Source organism: Pseudomonas sp. BT76 TE3572, assembly GCF_050435365.1.
Lineage (GTDB): Bacteria > Pseudomonadota > Gammaproteobacteria > Pseudomonadales > Pseudomonadaceae > Aquipseudomonas > Aquipseudomonas fluorescens_W.
The window spans coordinates 6,175,707-6,194,546 of the sequence record NZ_JBNDKE010000001.1; the positions used below are offsets into that span (position 1 = coordinate 6,175,707).

Below are 18,840 nucleotides of genomic sequence, written 5' to 3' on the forward strand. Positions count from 1 at the left end.
AGCATTCCTAAAGCGATGAGCGGTCGATACTTCTACGGGCTTTTTTTACCGGGGGCGAGCCTGCGGATGCGAATTCAGAAAACCCGGGCCGAAGGTTGCAACGTGCTCCAGAGTGGCAGGAGCGAGGGGTGGCAACGCTGGATCGGGGCTTGTGATGCCGAAAATGGAGGCTGGAACCCGGCGTACGAGCTTATCAGTACCGATCAAAGTCTGAAGGGTAGCGAAAAGCAGCGCCAAGGGGAATGGCAGCAGCGCAGTACTTCGCTTGTACAAGCATCTTGGCGCCAGTACCATTACGGCTCTCTTTTTCCGGCAGGAGCGGTTGCATGATTGCGGGCAGTATGGTGGCACTGGTCACACCCATGGATGCACAAGGTCGTCTCGACTGGGACAGCCTGAGCAAACTGGTGGACTTTCACCTGCAGAACGGCACCCACGCGATCGTGGCCGTCGGCACTACAGGTGAATCGGCCACCCTTGACGTGAACGAGCACATCGAAGTGATTCGTTACGTGGTCAAGCAGGTTGCAGGGCGCATTCCGGTGATTGCCGGTACCGGCGCCAACTCGACTCGCGAAGCCATCGAGCTGACCACCAATGCGAAGACCGCCGGCGCCGATGCTTGCCTGCTGGTCACTCCGTATTACAACAAGCCGACCCAGGAAGGCTTGTACCAGCACTTCAAGGCCATCGCCGAAGCCGTCGACATCCCGCAGATCCTGTACAACGTGCCGGGCCGTACGGCCTGCGACATGCTGACCGAAACCGTGATCCGCCTGTCGACCGTGAAAAACATCATCGGCATCAAGGAAGCCACCGGCGACCTGAGCCGTGCCAAAGCCATCATCGACGGCGTGAGCAAAGACTTCGTGGTGCTGTCGGGTGACGACGCCACCGCAGTCGAGCTGATCCTGCTCGGCGGCAAAGGCAACATCTCGGTGACCGCCAACGTCGCCCCGCGCGACATGGCCGACCTGTGCAACGCTGCGCTGAAAGGCGACGCTGTCACGGCTCGCGCGATTCACGAAAAGCTGATGCCGCTCAATAAAACCCTGTTTATCGAATCCAACCCTATCCCCGTGAAATGGGCGCTGCATGAAATGGGCTTGATGCCGGACGGTATCCGTCTGCCGCTCACCTGGCTCAGTGCTGCCTGTCACGAACCGCTGCGGCAGGCCATGCGCCAGTCCGGCGTCCTGGTTTAATTGAGGAAGTACTACGCATGAAGCGATTGGCCGGACTTTCCGCACTTGCCTTGATCATCTCCAGCACCAGTGGCTGCGGATGGGTCTGGGGCCCGGAAGGTTATTTCCGTGACCGCGGTAGCGATTACCTGGAAGCGCAACAGACTGCACCCATGCAACTGCCGCCGGATGTCAGCACCGCCAAACGTCTGGATCCGCTGTTGCCGATCCCACGCAACGTGGCCGATGACTCCGTCAAGGGCGAGTACATCGTTCCTCGTCCGCAGCCGTTGTCGGCATCGGCTGACGCCAGCGCCTACTCCCTGCAAAAGACCGGTGATTCGCGCTGGATCGTCGCTCAGAACCCGCCGGCCGAAGCCTGGCCAGTGGCCGTGCAGTTCTTCCAGGACAACGGTTTCCGTCTGGACGAACAGCGTCCGCAAACCGGCGAATTCACCACCACCTGGCAGCATTCCGACGAACTGTCCGCCGCGATGGCCAAGCGCCTGAGCGCAGCCGGTGTCGGCGCCGACAGCGAAACCCGCGTGCGGGTCCGCATCGAGCCAGGCGTGCAACGCAACACCAGTGAAATCTACGTGGTCAGCGCCGAGCGTCCTGCCGGTAGCACCTCCGACGTGGCCTTCACCAACCGGTCGGTCAACACTGGCCTGGACGCGGCACTGGTCGACGACATGCTCGCGAGCATGAGCCGTACCTCGGAGAAGGGCGGTTCGGTCTCCATGCTGGCTTCGCGTGACTCCGATACGCCAGGTCGTGTCAGCCTGAGCGAAGACGGCAGCGGTAACCCTGTCCTGAACGTCGGCACCGATCTGGATCGTGCATGGTCGAGCGTCGGTCGTGCGCTGGAACAGGGCGAATGGCGCGTTGAGGACATCAACCGCAGCCTGGGTCTGTACTACATCAACCTGTCTGAAAAAGCCGAGAAGAAAGACGAGAAACCTGGTTTCTTCAGCGGCCTGTTCGGCAGCGCGCCGAGCAAGGAAGAAGTTGAAGCCCGTGCCGAGCGCTATCAGGTTCGCCTGAGCAAGGTTGGCGACAACGTCCAGGTCACCGTCGAGAAAAACATCAACACCGTGGCGCCAGCAGACGTGGCGCGCAAAGTGTTGAGCGTGATTCAGGATAACCTGGGCTGATCACATGCGTTTTGCCGTTCTCGGCAGCGGTAGCCAAGGGAACGGCACGCTGATAGCCAGCGCTGACACGTATGTGCTGGTGGATTGTGGTTTCTCCCTGCGGGAAACCGAAAAACGCCTGCTGCGTCTGGGTGTGAACCCTGCGCAGTTGAGCGCGATACTCGTGACCCACGAACATGCCGACCACGTGCATGGCGTGGGTTTGCTGTCTCGGCGCTACAATCTGCCTGTCTACCTCAGTCGCGGTACCCTGCGCGGGATGCGCAAACCAATTGAACCGGCTGGCCTTCTGGCTGGCGGCGAGCAACTGCAGATCGGCGCACTGAGCATCGGCGTCATTGCCGTGGCCCATGATGCACAGGAGCCGACGCAATACGTCTTCAGTGACGGTGAACGGCGATTCGGCCTGTTGACCGACCTGGGCTCGTATTGCAACAAGGTGCTGGACGGCTATCGGGACCTCGATGCGTTGATGATCGAGTCCAATCATTGCCGTGACATGCTGGCTCGCGGTCACTACCCCTACTTTCTCAAGCAGCGGGTGGGCGGTGAACTGGGGCATTTGAACAACCATCAGGCGGCATTCCTGGTGTCCGAGTTGGGCTGGCAAGGCCTGCAACACCTGGTCCTGGCCCATCTGAGCAGCAAGAACAACCTGCCGCAGCTGGCCCGGCAATGTTTTGTCGACACCCTCGGGTGCGACCCGGACTGGCTGCAACTGGCCGATCAAGATTCAGGGCTCGACTGGCGACACATCGCCTAGCCCACCTACTTAGCAAGCGGAGCCCATCATGGAAAAACGTGAAGAACTCTACCGCGGCAAAGCCAAATCGGTTTTCAAGACCGACGACGCTGACCGCTTGATCCTGCTGTTTCGCAACGACACTTCGGCGTTCGACGGCAAGCGCATCGAGCAGCTCGACCGCAAAGGCATGGTGAACAACAAGTTCAACGCCTTCATCATGCAGAAACTCGAAGCAGCCGGCGTGCCGACCCAATTCGACAAACTGCTGGGCGACAATGAATGCCTGGTGAAGAAGCTCGACATGATCCCGGTCGAGTGCGTCGTGCGTAACTACGCCGCCGGCAGCCTGGTCAAGCGCCTGGGCGTCGAAGAGGGCATGAAGCTCAACCCTTACACCTTCGAACTGTTCCTGAAGGACGACGCCAAGGGCGACCCGTTCATCAACGAATCCCACGTCGTGGCCTTCGGTTGGGGCACCGCCGAGCAACTGGTTCGCATGAAAGAACTGTCGCTCAAGGTCAATGAAGTCCTGAGCAAACTGTTCGACGACGCCGGCCTGCTGCTGGTCGACTTCAAACTGGAATTCGGCGTGTTCTCCGACGGCTCCATCGTCCTGGGCGACGAGTTCAGCCCGGACGGCTGCCGTCTGTGGGACAAGGCGACCGGCAAGAAAATGGACAAGGACCGCTTCCGTCAGGGCCTCGGTGACGTCATCGAAGCCTACGAAGAAGTTGCCAATCGTCTGGGCGTACCGCTTTAATCGACGCAAGCATCTGATAGCACGGAAAAATTTCGCTTAGGGGGTTCGCTTCCGGCAAAAGTGTTGTTATGATGCGCGCCGTTGGAGAGATGCCAGAGTGGCCGAATGGGACGGATTCGAAATCCGTTGTACCTTCACCGGTACCTAGGGTTCGAATCCCTATCTCTCCGCCATTATTGAATAAGACTAAGCCCCTGAAATTGTTAAAAGTTTCAGGGGCTTTTTCGTTTCTGGCGTTTCGTTTCAGGGCAAATTGGCCGCCTGTTTTCCCGGCGGTATCGCTCTTTGCTATCGAATCTGAACCCTCGCCTGGATCACCCACAATCCCAGCAAAGTCAGAACAGCAAAGCCCCCGCCCATCAAGAAAGTGCCTTGGAAGCCTACTGTGTCCCACAATGCCCCAGCGATGACGCTGGCCAGCAGCAAGGTCAACCCGGTCAACAGATTGAACATGCCGAATGCCGTCCCGCGCAGTTCAGCCGGCGCGCAATCGGCGATCAGGGCGGCGAATATCCCCTGGGTAAACCCCATGTGCAGCCCCCATAGAACGACACCGACGGCCAGGCCATCGATACCCGGCGCGAACGCCAGAGTCAGGTCGGCAGCAATCAGCAATATCAGACCCACGCCGAGCACCGCCACGCGGCTGACACGATCAGACAAGACCCCGGCGGGATAGGCTGACAGTGAATACGCCACCCCCATCAGGACTAGCACCGCTGGCGCCCACATCGGCGCCAACCCGACGGCCTGGCCGCGCAGAATCAGAAAGGCTTCGCTGAAACGCGCCAGGGTGAACACCGCCGCGACACCCACCACCCACCAGTAGCCAGCGCCCAGTCGGGCCAATTCCCGTCGGCTCAAAGGCACCCGCACCCGGTGCGTCCCTTCCACTGGTTTGGGCTCATGAACGAACACCAGCAGCACCGCGACGGCAAGGAAGGCCGGGATGACGGCCACCCAGAACACAGTCTGGAAGTGGTTCGCGGTCAGCCACATCAATCCGATCGCCAGCAGCGGTCCCAGGAATGCACCAACGGTATCCAGAGTTTGTCGCAGGCCGAAAGCTGCCCCCCGGATCTCGGGCGGCGTGATGTCAGCCACCAACGCATCGCGCGGAGCGCCGCGAATACCTTTGCCAATGCGGTCGATAAAGCGAGCGCCGGTCAACCACTCCAGCGAGCCCGCCAAAGGAAAAATCGGTTTGGACAATGCTGCCAGTCCATAGCCCAGCGCCGCGAGCAGTTTGCGCTTGCCCAACCGATCACTGAGTGCCCCTGAGAATACCTTGGTGATCGAGGCCGTAGCCTCGGCGATGCCTTCGATGAGACCCACCGCCAGAACTGAGGTACCCAGTACTGTGACCATATAGAGCGGCAACAATGCATGGATCATCTCTGAGGAGATGTCCATCAGCATCGAGACGAAGCCCAACGCCCAGATGCCGCCAGGCATGGTGCGCCAGACGTTGCCGGTTGACGTCTTCTTGATTGGCGCAGTAACCGAAGTGCCATCCGACTTGTCAGTGGTTTTCATCATGAGCCTCGAAAGCCTGTTTGGCATAGGCCTCTAATAGCGCCTCGCACCCCTGCAGCCGCGTTGCCGCTACCTCCGCCAAGATACGCTGTATCGATGAGTGAATTCGATCAACAGATTGCGCAATCTGTTGAACAGAGTCGCCTTTCTGTCAGCGATCCCTCATGAGTTTTTTCTGACTTTCGGTGTAACCCTGGTCATTAGCTATCATGCAATACAGAGCAAATCACCGGATGACGGGTGAGTGCATGAACAGATGGCGACGGTTTTGGGTGTTTGTGAAGCTGGTGGCAGCATTTGCAGCCTGCCTGGCTGTTGCAGTCCAGGCTTTTAGCTACATGTTGGAAAGTCCCGACGCAGAGCAGATGCACCCTTTAAGCATTGTGGTTGTCGGACTGATCTTTGGCTTCATCACCTATGGAATCCTTTCACTGATTGAACGGGTTGTACGGGTTTTCCTGCCCCATCGGGCCCCAGTCACCACCACGGTAGCGGTTCAACCTCAAACAGAACTTGAGGAAGATGCCGTGCTGATGGAAGAACAGCCATTGGCCCTGTCAGCTGACGATTCAACTCAGCAGAAAAATCAGTGAACAGTCTGTATGGCATGTATTACCGGGCGATCACCAAAGGCTCGACTCAGTGTTTTTGCGTCGGAACAGACAGCACTGCAGCGTAAGAAAAATATGCATCTGCAAGGGAAAAGTTACTCAACGCAGTCACCCAATTTACCGCCCCCCGAATCTATTGGACGTCCCGCCAATCAAGGCTGTATCTGCGAAACATCCCCTGACATTGAAACCCGTTGCCGCAAAAAAACCTCATCTACTCTGGTTTCGCAGATCACTGATCTGCCGTCATCAGCAATCGCAAGGAGCGAGTAATGTATTTTGAGATTTACAGGCAAACCCGTGGCATCGCACAGACCGGCAAAGGTCAATGGCGGTGGCGTTTGAGGGCGGGAAACCATGAAACGATTGCCAGCGGGGAGGCTTACGTCAACAAGTCTGATTGTGTGCATGCCATCAGTTTGATCAAAGGGACCCACGATCAGACCCCGGTCAAGGAAATCTAGGCTTCAGACGGTGAAGCTGCTCAGTCAGAGCAGCTTCGTTTCAACGGGCGGTCTTACGGTTGCGAGTGCCGCTGCCTGAATCCGGATAAAACGCAAACTGCTTGAGTCGCATAGACGCCGATTGCGACGCCTACCTAAACTGTCATCAGATTTGGGAGAGGGGTCAGTGGATGAATCGTAACGAACTACGCAAGGCCGACATCAACCTGATGGTGGTGTTTGAAACGCTGATGCTCGAACGCAACGTCACCCGGGTGGCGGAGAAATTGTTTCTCGGCCAGCCGACCATCAGTTCGGCGCTCAATCGCTTGCGCACGATGTTCAACGACCCGCTGTTCATACGTGTCGGGCATCGTATGGAGCCGACGGCGCGGGCCGAGGAGATTATTCTGCACCTGTCTCCGGCGCTGGATTCGTTGTCGGTGGCGTTGAGCCTGACCCATGATTTCGACCCCGCCAGCAGCACCATGACCTTTCGTATCGGGCTGTCGGACGATGTCGAGTTTGGCCTGCTGCCGCCGTTGCTGCGCGCCTTGCGCCATGAAGCACCGAAGGTGGTGTTCGTGGTGCAGCATGTCGATTACTGGCGGATCCCGGATTTGCTGGCGTCCGGCGATATCACCGTTGGTATCAGCCAGACTCGCGGGCTGCCGGCCAACGCCAAGCGCAAGTTGTTGCGGCACATCCTGCCCTGCATTTTGCGCGCGGACGCATCGGACACACCGCTGACGCTCGATGAGTATTGCGCGCGACCACACGTGCTGGTTTCCCACACCGCCAATGTCAGTGGTTACGCCGATGAGTGGCTGGCGGAGATTGGTCGTACGCGCCAGGTCGTCCTTTCCGTGCCGCAATACAGCTCGTTACCGGCCTTGCTCGCCGGGACCGATCTGATCGCCAGCCTGCCGGACTACGCCGCCGAAGCGATGGCCGCGTCCGGCCAGCTGTTCAAGGAACCGTTCCCGTTCAAGACGCCGACCCTGGATCTGTCCATGGTCTGGCTCAGTCATGTCGATACCGACCCTGCCGAGCGCTGGTTGAGGTCGCGGCTGGAGGCGTTCATGAGTGAACGCGCGGAGTAGCCACTGCCCGAGTGAGGGCGGTGCTGTGTTATATGTACGACCTTTCTGCCCACTTTCAGGAGCTCAGTCATGCCTCACCTGCACATGGAATACACCGCCAACCTGCCCGAGCTCAATGCCGACCTGGCGTTGATCCGGCTCAACAATGCGTTGGTGGCTTCCGGTCAGTTTGCTGCCGAATACGACATCAAGAGCCGAGCGGTGAAGGTTGAGACATTCAAGGTCGGCACGGTGTCAGGTGAGCGAGCCTTTGTGCATGTGAAGCTGGCACTGTTGAGCGGTCGCTCACCGCAGATCAAGAAGCAGTTGTCCGAAAGTTTGCTGGCCGTCGTGCAGGATCTGTGTAATTGGCCGACGGACATTGAAGTCCAGCTGGCCGTGGAAATCCTCGACATCGATCGAGAGTCCTACACCAAGATTGCCATCAGCCACTGAGTTTCAGGCCATTTCCTGCTCGGTGCAGGCCTTGACCACTTGCTCGCGCAGCCAGGTGTTGGCGCTGTCCTGATCGACATTCTGGCTCCACTGCATGTCGAGGCTGAAACCCGGCAAGCCGTTGGGCGCTTCGCAATGATTGAAGATCGCGTCGTTGGCCAGCAATTGCTGGATACGCCGAGGCAGGGTCAGGATGAAGTCGGTGCCGGTGATCATCTTCAGTGCCGCGCTGTAGCTGTTGGAACGCGCAACGATCTGCCGTTTTTGCGCCTGCTGCGCCAGCCAGCCGTCGACCATGTTGGTGGTGGACGTCCAGGGTGTCGGGAACACGTGTCGGCGTTGGACGAAGGCTTGCAGGCTTAAACGCGGCTCCGGCGGTGTGGCACGTTTATCGAAGACACAGACCAGGTCGTCCTCCAGCAACATCCGGGATTTGAAATCGCCGTGACTGCGATGAAAGTTCGGGCCGAAGCAAATCACCAGGTCTAGGCTGCCGTCGCGCAGTTCTTCGGCCGGGATGTCGGTTTCGAACTTGTGCATGTTGACCATCACTGGCAGGTCGGCGAAATCGAAGCTTTTCAACAGGCGCGGCAGGATCAACTGCTCGAAGTATTCCGGTGCGCAGATATTGAAGGTGACGGGTTGCAGGGTGGGGTCGAATGCGGGTGCGCCGGCGTGACACAGGTTGATGCTTTCGAGGATCTTCAGCACGTGGGCGTACATGGTGCTGGCTTTGTAGGTAGGGCGCATGCCCGCGCGCGTATTGATGAACAGCTCGTCTTCGAAACTGGTACGCAGTTTTTTCAGGCAGTAACTCACGGTGGACTGGCTGACGCAGAGCGCCTCGGATACACCGCTGACGCTGCTTTGCTCATACACGGCGATAAACACCATGAGGTCCTGCATATCGAGCTTTCTAAGCAAGTTACTGTTCAACATCCGTTTGTCTCGCTGTGCTCCTTGCGCTGACTGTGCGCAAACTTGTGCGAGAGATCCTAACGGAACGATGGTGCCAGGAGAATGCCCTGTAGGCGTTTTCATGGAAAGTTGTGGGGCGGTTCCAGAGGTCTTCAGCCCTGAACGGCTGCAGGCACCCCGCGGCGGCTGGACATCAGCAGTGCCCACATGCCAACGCCCACCAGCAGCGCGCCGATGATTTCCAGCGGCAGTGGCGACTGACGTAACCAGAACCAGTGAAACAATGTGAGGAACAGCGTGCTCAGGTAAATGTAGGAAATGACCGAGGAGGGGGCGATAACACTGATGGCCCGATGCAGCAGCCAGAAGGTCGCCAGCGTGGCGAACACCGCCAGGTAAATCAGCCACCAGAAATCGCTCACGGTCAGCAATGACGCCGATCGCCAGCCGCCGCTGAACCCACAGAATGCCAGCAGAAACAGCGCGCCGAACAGCATGTTCCAGAACGTCATGCCCACCGGGCCGCGCCCCTTGAGGCTGCGGGCCTTGAGCCGTTGACTCAGGGGTGAGTAGAGCGCCATCGCCAGGCAACCCACGCCATACACCGCCACCGCATACAGCGAAGGCAGCTCGCCAGGGCCTGCGCCTTTCAAAACCAGCAACACGGCTCCGGCAGCGGCAATCAGCATCGGCAGCACCCGCTGTTTCAGGTTGCTGTCGGGCATCAATACGGCTTCGAAGAGCAATGTCAGCAGTGGCACCAAGGTGAACATCGTCCCGGTATTGACGGCCGAGGTGTAGCGCAGTGCTTCGAACAGCGAGCCGAAATACACCGCCAGCAGTAAACCGAGCACGGCATGGCCGGACAGTCCGCGGGCGGTCATGGCGGTATCGCCCTTGATCAGCAGCAGCGGCAAAAACACCAGGGCGCAGAACAGCAGGCGCAAACCGGTCAGCAGGATCGGGTCGATGGCCTGGCTGACCTGTGCTGCCGCAGAAAACGATGCAGCGATCAACAGTGCCCAGAGCAGCATGCCGACGTGAGCGGCGACGAAACCGGTGTGTTTCATGGTGGGGTGTCCGGGTCAGTGAATGTGTCGGGCGTAATGCCGCGGATCGAAGCGCAATACCATCAGGATCATCAGTGTCATGACGCCGGTCAGTGACCACCAGGCCCATTCGAAGCTGCCGAGCTGATCGCGGATCAACCCGGCAATCAGCGGCGATAGACCGGCGATCAGGTAGCCGATGCCTTGCACGAACGCGGTCAGGCCGCCAGCACGCTGGGGATTGTCCAGATGATCCAGGGACACGATCAGGCTCATCGGGAACAACCCGCCGATGCCGAGCCCCAATAGACATGGCCACAACAGACTCAGGTACTGCGGGCTGAGAATAAGCCCGCAAAAACCCGCCATGATCAGCGACAGCAATACCACCAGCACCACGCGCCGGTCGCGGCTGCGATTGGCGATGGCCGGTGTCAGCAGGCCGGACAGCACTTCCATGGCGGTCAAGAAACCCAGGAGCAACCCGGCGTTTTGTTCGCTCCAACCCTTTTCCACGTAGTACGGCGCCAGCCAGGCCAGCACGCAGGTGTAGGACGCCGTGCCCAGACCGAAGAAAATGGCGAGCAGCCAGGCGCGGGAATTGCCGAAGAAGGCGCCATTGCGCTGCGCCTGAGCGGGCTGCGCCGGGAGCCTTTCACGTTGTACGCACCAAAACAGCAACGCGACCAGCGCCAGTGCCGCCCAGATTGCCAGGCCTGCTCGCCAGCTGCCGGTACGGATCATCACCAGCGGCGCAAATGACGCCGCCATCGCTGCGCCGCCCATGATCGACGTGACGTAGAGCCCCATGCACACGGAAACGTTATCGCTGAAGCGGGATTTGATCAGCGCCGGCATCAATGCCTGGATCAGCGCGATACCGATTCCCGCCAGCACGGCGCTGAGGATCAGTTCGGCCGCCGAATCGAGGAACAACCGCGACACCGTGGCCACGCCGATGATCAGCAGCGAGAGCACCACGGTGCGTTGTTCGCCGATTCGTTGGCTGACGCTCAACCCAAAGAACATCGCCAGCCCCATCGCCATCACGGGCAGCATGGTCAACAGCGAGGCCAGGCTGAAACTCAGTGCAATGTCGCCGCGAATCGCCGACAGCAAAGGACCGACGGCGGCCATGGAAGGCCGCAGGTTCAGGGCGACAAGCATGATGCTGAACATCAGCCAGAGGGCGGGGCGGGAGATTGCGCGAACGTTTTCCATCGATCGGACCTTGAATGACAAGGAGCCGATTAGGCGCGCCAGGCCTGCGGGCCGCAAATCAGAAAGTCCGGAGCAGTATTTAGAAATTAAATAGTTCTGCAGCGACGCGAGCCCCAATGTGAATGTTTAGCCAACCTGCAACCAAAGTTCTTCAAATCCCGATTTAACGACTTAACCTCCCGTGTGACGCTGCGGGTCATCTGTTCTTTGCGGTTTTATCTATGGACGGTTGTCCCGTCGCACTTCCCTCCGAATTAGCCTTTTGGGCGCTGTGGCACTGCCGTCACGCGCGCCCACCGGATTCCTGCATTTCCCGTTGATTGTTCTTACAGGTCCCGCGCTATGCGCCGGGATCAAAGCGGCGACGCCTGTGCGTTTGCCTGACGCGGAAATAAGAGAATTCCCATGAGTGTTGCCACGACATCTTTCGCCTCCAAGCAAGAAGCCCTGACCTTTCTGGAACAGAACCCGGATATCGAGATGTTCGAGTTGTTCATCCTCGACAACAACGGTGTACCTCGGGGCAAGTTGTTGCACCGCGATGAATTGCTGGCGGTGTACGAAAGCGGGCGGCCATTGCCGAGCACCATTCTTGGCCTGACCATCAATGGCGATGACGTGGAAAACTCCGGTCTGGTCTGGGACGTTGGCGATATCGACTGCCGGGCGTACCCGATCAGCGGCAGTTTGACGCGCATGCCGTGGCGGCTGATTCCTACGGCGGCAGTGCAGGTCAGCATGCACCCGAAGGAGGGCATGCCCGCGACGATTGCCGATCCACGGCATCTGCTGGCAAAAGTCATCGAAGGTTTGCAGGCCGACGGCTATTACCCGGTGATGGCGGCGGAGCTGGAGTTTTACCTGCTGGATCAGCAGCGCGACAGCAATGGTCGGCCGCAACCGGCACGGGATGTCGATGGTGGACGGCCGCGTGGCACTCAGGTCTACGGTTTGCGTGAGCTGGAGCAAATCGAGCCGTTTCTGGCTGATCTTTACAGCGCCTGTAAACTCCAGGGCATTCCGGCGCGTACGGCGATTTCCGAATACGCGCCGGGGCAAGTGGAAATCACCCTCGAACACCGCACCGACGCCTTGCAGGCGATGGACGAGGCGGTGCGCTACAAGCGACTGGTCAAAGGCGTGGCGCACAAACACGGGATGACCGCGTGTTTCATGGCCAAACCGTTCGATGACCTGGCGGGCACTGGCATGCACATGCACGTCAGCCTGGCGGACAAGGAGGGCAACAACCTGTTCGCCAGCGAAGCCCCGGACGGCACGCCACTGCTCAAACAGGCGGTCGGCGGAATGCTCAGTACGTTGCTCGATTCATTGCTGCTGTTCTGTCCGAACGCCAACTCTTACCGACGCTTCCAGACCAACAGCTATGCGCCGCTGGCACCCACGTGGGGCGTGGACAATCGTACCGTGAGTTTGCGCGTGCCCGGCGGGCCGGCGTTTTCCCGGCATATCGAACACCGCATCTGTGGCGCCGACGCCAACCCGTATCTGGCGGCTGCGGCGATTCTGGCCGGGATCCATCGCGGTATTCGCGAACAACTCGATCCTGGCGCGCCGGTGGAGGGCAATGGCTACGCCCAGGCCACGGAACTGTTGCCGACTGACTGGCTGACCACGTTGCGGGCGCTGGAAGGTTCGAGCTGGGCACGGGAAGCGTTTGGCGGTGAGTTCCTCGGCGTTTACCTGGCGGTAAAGCGTGCCGAGTATCGACAGTTCATGGGCGAAGTCGGCGAACAGGATTGGCGTTGGTATTTGCATCAAGCCTGAGCAGAACATGAACCATTCTCAAATAAGCCAATAATTTTTGGCCTGGTGCCACGAGCCAACTAATCGTTGGCTTCTTTTTCACAAAAAATTGATGGCTGGCTACCTAAAATTAGTGCTGTCGCGGTAAACGAAATTTTCACATTTACCGAAGGCACCTCTTTTCAGGACCCGCCGATCATCATGTTGAAGATTAAAGCCGTGCGCCCCGAGTGGGTGACACTGATTGCCAGTGCCTTTCTATTAACGGGCTTCAATCTTGTTCTCTGGAAACACCTGTTTGAAATCACGGCATCTGACGGTCAGGGCATCGTCATGCGCGTGGCTTTCGGCTTGATGATTCTGGCCGCCTTCAACATTGTGCTGACCCTGCTCGCGTTCCGGCCTGTGCTCAAACCGGTCTTGACCCTGATGTTCATGATCAGCGCCGGGGTGGCGTATTTCATGAGCCAATATGGTGTTTTGATTGACACCGGCATGTTGCGTAACTTTGCTCAAACCAATGCGACGGAAGTGCGTGACTTACTCTCGATCAAATTGCTTGTTTATATTGTCTTGCTCGGTGTTTTGCCGTCCATTTTGTTATGGAAGACGCCGATTAGTTACCGTCGCTGGCACCGTGAACTGCTCAGTAAGGTTCTCGTGAGTGTCGCGTCAGTTGCGGTGATCGGTGGTGTCGCACTGGTTAACTATCAAGGCTTGTCCTCATTGTTTCGCAATCACCATGAGTTGCGCCTGATGGTGGTGCCGAGCAACTACATCGGCGCCTCGGCCGGCTTTCTGCGTGAGCAGGTCGCGTCTGCGCGGCAACCCTTCGTCAAACTGGGCGAAGATGCCCAGCGAAATCCCGCCTGGCAAACCCACAGCCGCAAATCCCTGACCGTGCTGGTGGTGGGCGAAAGTGCCCGGGCCGAGAACTTCGGGATCCTGGGGTATAACCGTGACACCACACCCAAACTGGCTAAAGAAGCCGGCCTGATCGCGTTCACCGACGTGCACTCCTGCGGGACGGAAACAGCGGTGTCGGTGCCGTGCATGTTTTCCGACATGGGCCGCAAGAATTACAACGCCAGCAAGGCCAAGAACCAGGAAGGCCTGCTGGACGTACTCAAACGCGCGGGTCTCGACGTGATCTGGCGTGATAACCAATCGGGCTGCAAAGGCACTTGCGATAGGGTAACCATCGACGACGTCAGTAACCTGAAAGACCCGGTGCTGTGTGCCAATAGCGAATGCCGCGATGAAATCCTGCTGCAGGGTTTGCAGCACTTTATCGATACCCTGGATAAAGACACGGTACTGGTGTTGCACCAGATGGGGAGTCACGGTCCGGAATACTTCAAGCGCTACCCGAAAGAATACGAGCGCTTCACCCCGGTTTGTGAAAGTAACGCCCTGAACAATTGCAGTCGCGAAAGTATCGTCAATGGCTACGACAACACGCTGGTGTATACCGACCACGTGCTGTCCACCCTGATCGATCTGTTGCGTAAAAATCAGGAGAAAGTCGACACCGCGATGCTCTATCTGTCGGACCATGGCGAATCCCTGGGCGAGTACAACTTGTTCCTGCATGGCACGCCTTACATGCTCGCGCCGGAACAACAAAAGCATGTTGCGATGCTGGCCTGGTTTTCCGACAGCTATCAAAAGTCGTTCTCGGTGGACACCCATTGCCTGCAACTGAGTCGCGAAAAGCCCTTGAGCCAGGACAACCTGTTCCATTCGATGCTCGGTTTGCTGGAGGTCAAGAGCAAGGTCTACAACCAGGACCTGGATATGTTTGCCGGGTGTCGCGGAGCGGTGATCGACGGCGTGTTGGCCAGAGAGTGAGTGCTTCAACCTTTTTTTCACGCACCGGCCGCTAACTTGCGGTCGGTTGGAGTTCCCTCCCGAGAACCATTGCACATGTCCGCTCAATCCCCATCCGCCATCGAGCTTGAGATCGCCCGGCGCTACGATCAGGAGCATGCCCGCGTCTGTCTTCAGCCGCGACCGCGTGGCCTGGCCGGGCGGTTGACGTTCTGGCGTGAAGAGCAACTGGTGCGTAGCGCGCTCAAGGCTGCTGGCGAGCCGGGCCTGGTTCTCGATTTAGCCTGCGGTGTCGGGCGCTTCTGGCCGGTACTGGCCGAGCATGCCAACCGGGTGATTCTCGCGGCCGACCCGTCGCAGGACATACTCGATCATGCCCGCACCCACCATCCGCAGAATCTGCTGAAACGGGTCAAGACCTTTCAGAGTTCAGCGTTCAACATCGGCTTGCCGGCGAATGCGGTTGACTGCATTTTTTGCATGCAACTGTTTCAACACATCGCCTGCCCCGAGCATCGCTTGGCCATGCTTAAGGAATTCCATCGGGTCAGTCGCGATACGGTGATTGTGGCGGTACGGGTCGATGCTCATTTCAAAGGCCGGCGCACGGATGAACAGGGCGTTCCGGCCCGACCGCTGGCCAGCAAGGCCGACGTGGAAGCCGAGTTCAAGCGCGCAGGTCTGCGCTTGCTCAGTCATCAGGACTTCTTGCCCGGCTGTGCGCGGATGCGCGTCTACGTACTGCGTAAGGCCGGCTAGTATCCGCTTGTCAGACATTTCTTGCCGTCAGGCAGGCATTTTCGCTAAAGCTCTTGTTCAGTGAATGCGCGGAAATCGCCGGGGGCGATATATACTGCGCGCCATTCTTCAAGGGAGAGCCGTGTGGCCATCGATATTCACTGGATTCGCGACAACGATAGCCTCGGTCAGTTTTGCGCCGAGTGGCAGCAGCTGCCATTCGTTGCCCTCGACACCGAATTCATGCGGGTCGACACCTTTTATCCGATTGCAGGCCTGCTGCAGATCGGCGATGGCGTACGCGCTTACCTGATTGATCCACTGAGCATCGACAACTGGCAGCCGCTGGCCGCGTTGCTGGAAAACCCGGCCGTGGTCAAAGTCGTCCATGCGTGCAGCGAAGACCTCGAAGTCCTGCTGCGCCTGACCGGCAGCCTGCCGGCGCCACTGTTCGACACTCAGTTGGCCGCCGCTTACCTGAACCTCGGTTTTTCCATGGGCTATTCGCGGCTGGTGCAGGAAGTGCTCGGCATCGACCTGCCCAAGGGCGAGACCCGATCCGACTGGCTGCAACGTCCGCTTTCCGACACCCAAATCAGCTACGCCGCCGAAGATGCTTTGCACCTGGCGGAAGTTTTCGTACAGCTTCGTCCGAAGCTTTCTGACGACAAGTACGCCTGGGTCCTGGAAGACGGCGCCGAGCTGGTGGCCAACCTGCGCCGCGAAGTTGATCCGTATGAGGTCTACCGCGAAGCCAAGCTGGCCTGGAAGCTTTCCCGCGCCCAGCTCGCCGTGTTGCGTGAACTGTGCGCCTGGCGCGAGCGTGAAGCCCGCGCCCGTGATCTGCCGCGCAACCGCATCGTGCGTGAGCATTCCCTGTGGCCGCTGGCGCGGACTCAGCCGGACAACCTCGGCGCGTTGGCGAAAATCGAAGACATGCACCCGCGTACCGTGCGTCAGGACGGCGAGTTTCTGCTTGATCTGATCAAACGCTCTGGCAGTGTGTCGCCTGATCAATGGCCGCCAGCAGTGCCGGAGCCTTTGCCGGTGGATGCCGCCACGCTGGTCAAACAGCTGCGTGCGATCGGCCAGGCCGAAGCAGAACGCCTGAACATTGCGCCGGAGCTGATGCTGCGCAAGAAAACCCTGGAAGCGCTGCTCAAGAGTGGCTATCCCAACGGTCCCTACCAATTGCCTGATTCGCTGCGTGGCTGGCGCCGCGAATTGATGGGCCAGGCGCTGCTCGACAGCCTGGCCACCGCCGGAGAACAGCCTTGAAACGTATTTGCTCCATTTATCGAAGCTTGAAGAAAAACGAGATGTACCTCTATGTGCTCAAAAGCGATGCACTGGAGCGGGTCCCGGAAAGTCTGATGGCCGCCTTCGGCAAACCGCATCACGCCTTCGACCTGGTGCTGACCCCCGAGCGCAAACTGTCGCGCGAGGACATCACCGTGGTCCTGGAAAACCTTGAGAAGCAGGGTTACCACTTGCAAATGCCGCCGGCCGAAGACGAGTACATCGAACACTTGCCGGAAGAATTGCTGCGCCGCAACGACCCGATGTGACCGGCAGACAGGCTCTGTTCAGAGCCTTTATGAAACACTGGAATGATTTTGGCGATGGCCAGGGCGATGGAGCTTTACTCCATCGGCGGCCGTCTGCACTGTTTTTGAAAGGTTTGAACCATGCGCGTTCTGATTGCTGAACACGACCACCCGGTGTACGCCCAACTGCTGCGTCAAGCAGCACCTGACCTGGAAGTACTGACCAGCGGCGACTCCGCCGAACTGGCCAGCCTGGCCGCTGATTGTCCGATCTGGCTCGGTCAGCCGGACCTGCTGGCGACCTTGCTGCGTCAGGGCCACGAGCCACAATGGCTGCAATCGACCTGGGCGGGCATTACGCCGCTGCTGGCCGACGGCTTGCCACGTCATTATCGCCTGACTCGGGCGGTCGGGATTTTCGGTCAGGTCATGGCCGAATACGTGCTGACCTACATGCTCGGCCACGAACGCGAAGTGCTGCCGCGGCTGGTCAGCCAGGTCGAGCGCAAGTGGGACAGTCGCCAGGGCCAAAGCCTGGCCGGGCGCAAAGTGTTGATCGTCGGTACCGGTGACATCGGCCAGACCGTGGCGCAGTTTCTTCTGCCGTTTGGCGTCGAGTTATACGGCATCGCCAGCGAAGCCCGCGAGCAGGCGCCGTTTGTCGAAGTCGGGGCGCTGGCTGATCTGCCGCGTCTGGTCGGTGAAGTGGATTACGTGATCAATCTGCTGCCGAATACGCCGAATACCCACGACCTGTACGACGCAGCGCTGTTCAAGCAGTTCAAGCCGACCGGGTTGTTCATCAACGTCGGGCGCGGTGTGGCAGTGGTCGATGCGGACCTGGTGGAAGCCTTGAAAGAAGGGCATCTGGCCGGTGCGGTGATCGACGTCTGCCGTCAGGAGCCGCTGCCGCAACGTCATCCGTTCTGGACCGCTTGGGGCCTGCTGCTGACCGGCCACAGCTCGGCACCGACCTCGCCATCGATGATGGTGAACCTGTTTGTCGAGAACCTGCGGGCGTATCAGGCAGGTGAGGCGTTGCGCGGGGAAGTGGATTTCGATCGCGGGTATTGAATTCACCGCAATCTAATGTGGGAGCGAGCAAGCCCGCTCCCACAATTGTTTTGCAGTGTGGCTTAGAGGGTGAAGTCGCCTTCAGCCGCCAACTCGCTCAGCGGACGACGCGGGCTCGGTTCTTCACGTGCTTGCAGATAGTCCGCCAGCGTCGCCTTGTCGCCCAGTTTGCCCACCGCCACCGCCGCGTGCAGCGCATAACCCTCAGGAATGTTCAGCTCCTTGCGGGTCAGGTCCTGGTCGAAACCGGCCATGCCGTGGGTGTGCCAGCCGCTGATGCTCGCTTGCAGCGCCAGATGGCCCCACGCGGAACCGGTGTCGAAGGTGTGCCATAACGCTGGGGTTTCTTCCGTGGCGCCAGGCACCGCGAAGGTGGTTTTCGAGATCACGATCACCAGTGCCGAGGCGTGTTGCGCCCAGCTGCGGTTGAATTCGTTCAGCAGCCCCAGATAGCGCTCCCAGTTTGGCGTGTCGCGACGCGCATACAGAAACCGCCAAGGCTGCGAGTTGTAGGCCGATGGCGCCCAACGTGCGGCTTCGAAGAAGCTCAGCAGGGTTTCTTCGCAGATCGCTTCGCCGGTGAAGGCGCGGGGCGACCAGCGGTCGGTGAACTGAGGGTGGATGGCATAGTCGGCAACGCGTGGATTGGCACTCATCAAGAGATTCCTTGCTACGTTTGAAGGTGAGGGGCGACGCAAAACCCTACTGGGCGGCGCAATAACTGA

Annotated in this window: 19 protein-coding genes and 1 tRNA gene; 15 read left to right on the plus strand and 5 right to left on the minus strand. The window is 59.1% G+C overall.

What is annotated here, in order from left to right:
• Window positions 1-326 precede the first annotated feature (326 nt).
• The 5 genes from dapA (at window position 327) to ABH912_RS28225 (ending at window position 4,016) form a co-directional block, all read left to right on the plus strand.
• On the plus strand, window positions 327-1,205 hold the full coding sequence (gene dapA / locus ABH912_RS28205) for a 4-hydroxy-tetrahydrodipicolinate synthase (protein WP_033054058.1): 879 nt from the start codon (window positions 327-329) through the stop codon (window positions 1,203-1,205).
• 17 nt (window positions 1,206-1,222) lie between these two features.
• Window positions 1,223-2,338: an outer membrane protein assembly factor BamC gene (gene bamC / locus ABH912_RS28210; protein ID WP_033054057.1), complete on the plus strand. Its 1,116-nt coding sequence runs from the start codon at window positions 1,223-1,225 to the stop codon at window positions 2,336-2,338.
• Window positions 2,339-2,342: 4 nt separating this feature from the next.
• Window positions 2,343-3,101, plus strand: a complete 759-nt coding sequence (locus ABH912_RS28215; RefSeq protein WP_008153089.1) for an MBL fold metallo-hydrolase — start codon at window positions 2,343-2,345, stop codon at window positions 3,099-3,101.
• A gap of 28 nt (window positions 3,102-3,129) precedes the next feature.
• Window positions 3,130-3,843: a phosphoribosylaminoimidazolesuccinocarboxamide synthase gene (gene purC, locus ABH912_RS28220; RefSeq protein WP_008034929.1), complete on the plus strand. Its 714-nt coding sequence runs from the start codon at window positions 3,130-3,132 to the stop codon at window positions 3,841-3,843.
• 83 nt (window positions 3,844-3,926) lie between these two features.
• Window positions 3,927-4,016 (plus strand) — tRNA-Ser (locus tag ABH912_RS28225).
• A gap of 115 nt (window positions 4,017-4,131) precedes the next feature.
• Here the strand turns inward: ABH912_RS28225 and ABH912_RS28230 are convergent.
• Window positions 4,132-5,298: an MFS transporter gene (locus tag ABH912_RS28230; RefSeq protein ID WP_429513170.1), complete on the minus strand. Its 1,167-nt coding sequence runs from the start codon at window positions 5,296-5,298 to the stop codon at window positions 4,132-4,134.
• Between the two features lie 329 nt (window positions 5,299-5,627).
• On the opposite strand from ABH912_RS28230, the gene ABH912_RS28235 reads away from it, so the two are divergent.
• The 4 genes from ABH912_RS28235 (at window position 5,628) to ABH912_RS28250 (ending at window position 7,971) form a co-directional block, all read left to right on the plus strand.
• Complete coding sequence (locus tag ABH912_RS28235) at window positions 5,628-5,972, plus strand: hypothetical protein (protein WP_429512206.1); 345 nt, start codon at window positions 5,628-5,630, stop codon at window positions 5,970-5,972.
• 290 nt (window positions 5,973-6,262) lie between these two features.
• Window positions 6,263-6,454: a YegP family protein gene (locus ABH912_RS28240; protein WP_008074435.1), complete on the plus strand. Its 192-nt coding sequence runs from the start codon at window positions 6,263-6,265 to the stop codon at window positions 6,452-6,454.
• Window positions 6,455-6,624: 170 nt separating this feature from the next.
• A complete protein-coding gene (locus ABH912_RS28245) occupies window positions 6,625-7,536 on the plus strand; it encodes a LysR substrate-binding domain-containing protein (protein ID WP_033054053.1) in 912 nt (303 codons plus the stop codon).
• A gap of 69 nt (window positions 7,537-7,605) precedes the next feature.
• On the plus strand, window positions 7,606-7,971 hold the full coding sequence (locus ABH912_RS28250; RefSeq protein ID WP_033054052.1) for a 5-carboxymethyl-2-hydroxymuconate Delta-isomerase: 366 nt from the start codon (window positions 7,606-7,608) through the stop codon (window positions 7,969-7,971).
• A 3-nt stretch (window positions 7,972-7,974) separates the two neighbouring features.
• Here the strand turns inward: ABH912_RS28250 and ABH912_RS28255 are convergent, their stop codons facing one another.
• From ABH912_RS28255 to ABH912_RS28265, 3 genes are all read right to left on the minus strand, one after another.
• Window positions 7,975-8,910, minus strand: coding sequence for a LysR family transcriptional regulator (locus ABH912_RS28255; RefSeq protein WP_033054051.1), 936 nt, complete (start codon window positions 8,908-8,910; stop codon window positions 7,975-7,977).
• Window positions 8,911-9,041: 131 nt separating this feature from the next.
• Window positions 9,042-9,959, minus strand: coding sequence for a DMT family transporter (locus tag ABH912_RS28260; RefSeq protein ID WP_429512208.1), 918 nt, complete (start codon window positions 9,957-9,959; stop codon window positions 9,042-9,044).
• Window positions 9,960-9,974: 15 nt separating this feature from the next.
• Window positions 9,975-11,159: a cyanate transporter gene (locus ABH912_RS28265; protein ID WP_429512209.1), complete on the minus strand. Its 1,185-nt coding sequence runs from the start codon at window positions 11,157-11,159 to the stop codon at window positions 9,975-9,977.
• Between the two features lie 405 nt (window positions 11,160-11,564).
• On the opposite strand from ABH912_RS28265, the gene ABH912_RS28270 reads away from it, so the two are divergent.
• The 6 genes from ABH912_RS28270 to ABH912_RS28295 all read left to right on the plus strand — a co-directional run bounded on the left by ABH912_RS28270 (window position 11,565) and on the right by ABH912_RS28295 (window position 18,115).
• Window positions 11,565-12,947 (plus strand): glutamine synthetase family protein, encoded by a 1,383-nt coding sequence (locus ABH912_RS28270; protein WP_033054048.1) that lies wholly within the window; start codon window positions 11,565-11,567, stop codon window positions 12,945-12,947.
• Window positions 12,948-13,127: 180 nt separating this feature from the next.
• Complete coding sequence (locus tag ABH912_RS28275) at window positions 13,128-14,777, plus strand: phosphoethanolamine transferase (protein WP_429512211.1); 1,650 nt, start codon at window positions 13,128-13,130, stop codon at window positions 14,775-14,777.
• Window positions 14,778-14,852: 75 nt separating this feature from the next.
• The gene (locus tag ABH912_RS28280) at window positions 14,853-15,515 is read left to right on the plus strand and encodes a class I SAM-dependent methyltransferase (RefSeq protein WP_033054044.1); all 663 of its coding nucleotides are present in this window, start codon (window positions 14,853-14,855) and stop codon (window positions 15,513-15,515) included.
• 123 nt (window positions 15,516-15,638) lie between these two features.
• On the plus strand, window positions 15,639-16,772 hold the full coding sequence (gene rnd / locus ABH912_RS28285) for a ribonuclease D (RefSeq protein WP_033054042.1): 1,134 nt from the start codon (window positions 15,639-15,641) through the stop codon (window positions 16,770-16,772).
• Window positions 16,769-17,062: a YcgL domain-containing protein gene (locus tag ABH912_RS28290; RefSeq protein ID WP_007898694.1), complete on the plus strand. Its 294-nt coding sequence runs from the start codon at window positions 16,769-16,771 to the stop codon at window positions 17,060-17,062. The genes rnd and ABH912_RS28290 overlap by 4 nt, the downstream gene beginning before the upstream one ends.
• A 120-nt stretch (window positions 17,063-17,182) precedes the next feature.
• Window positions 17,183-18,115, plus strand: coding sequence for a D-2-hydroxyacid dehydrogenase (locus ABH912_RS28295; RefSeq protein WP_033054041.1), 933 nt, complete (start codon window positions 17,183-17,185; stop codon window positions 18,113-18,115).
• Between the two features lie 62 nt (window positions 18,116-18,177).
• Here the strand turns inward: ABH912_RS28295 and ABH912_RS28300 are convergent, their stop codons facing one another.
• On the minus strand, window positions 18,178-18,771 hold the full coding sequence (locus ABH912_RS28300) for a nitroreductase family protein (RefSeq protein ID WP_046055702.1): 594 nt from the start codon (window positions 18,769-18,771) through the stop codon (window positions 18,178-18,180).
• Window positions 18,772-18,840: the final 69 nt, after the last annotated feature.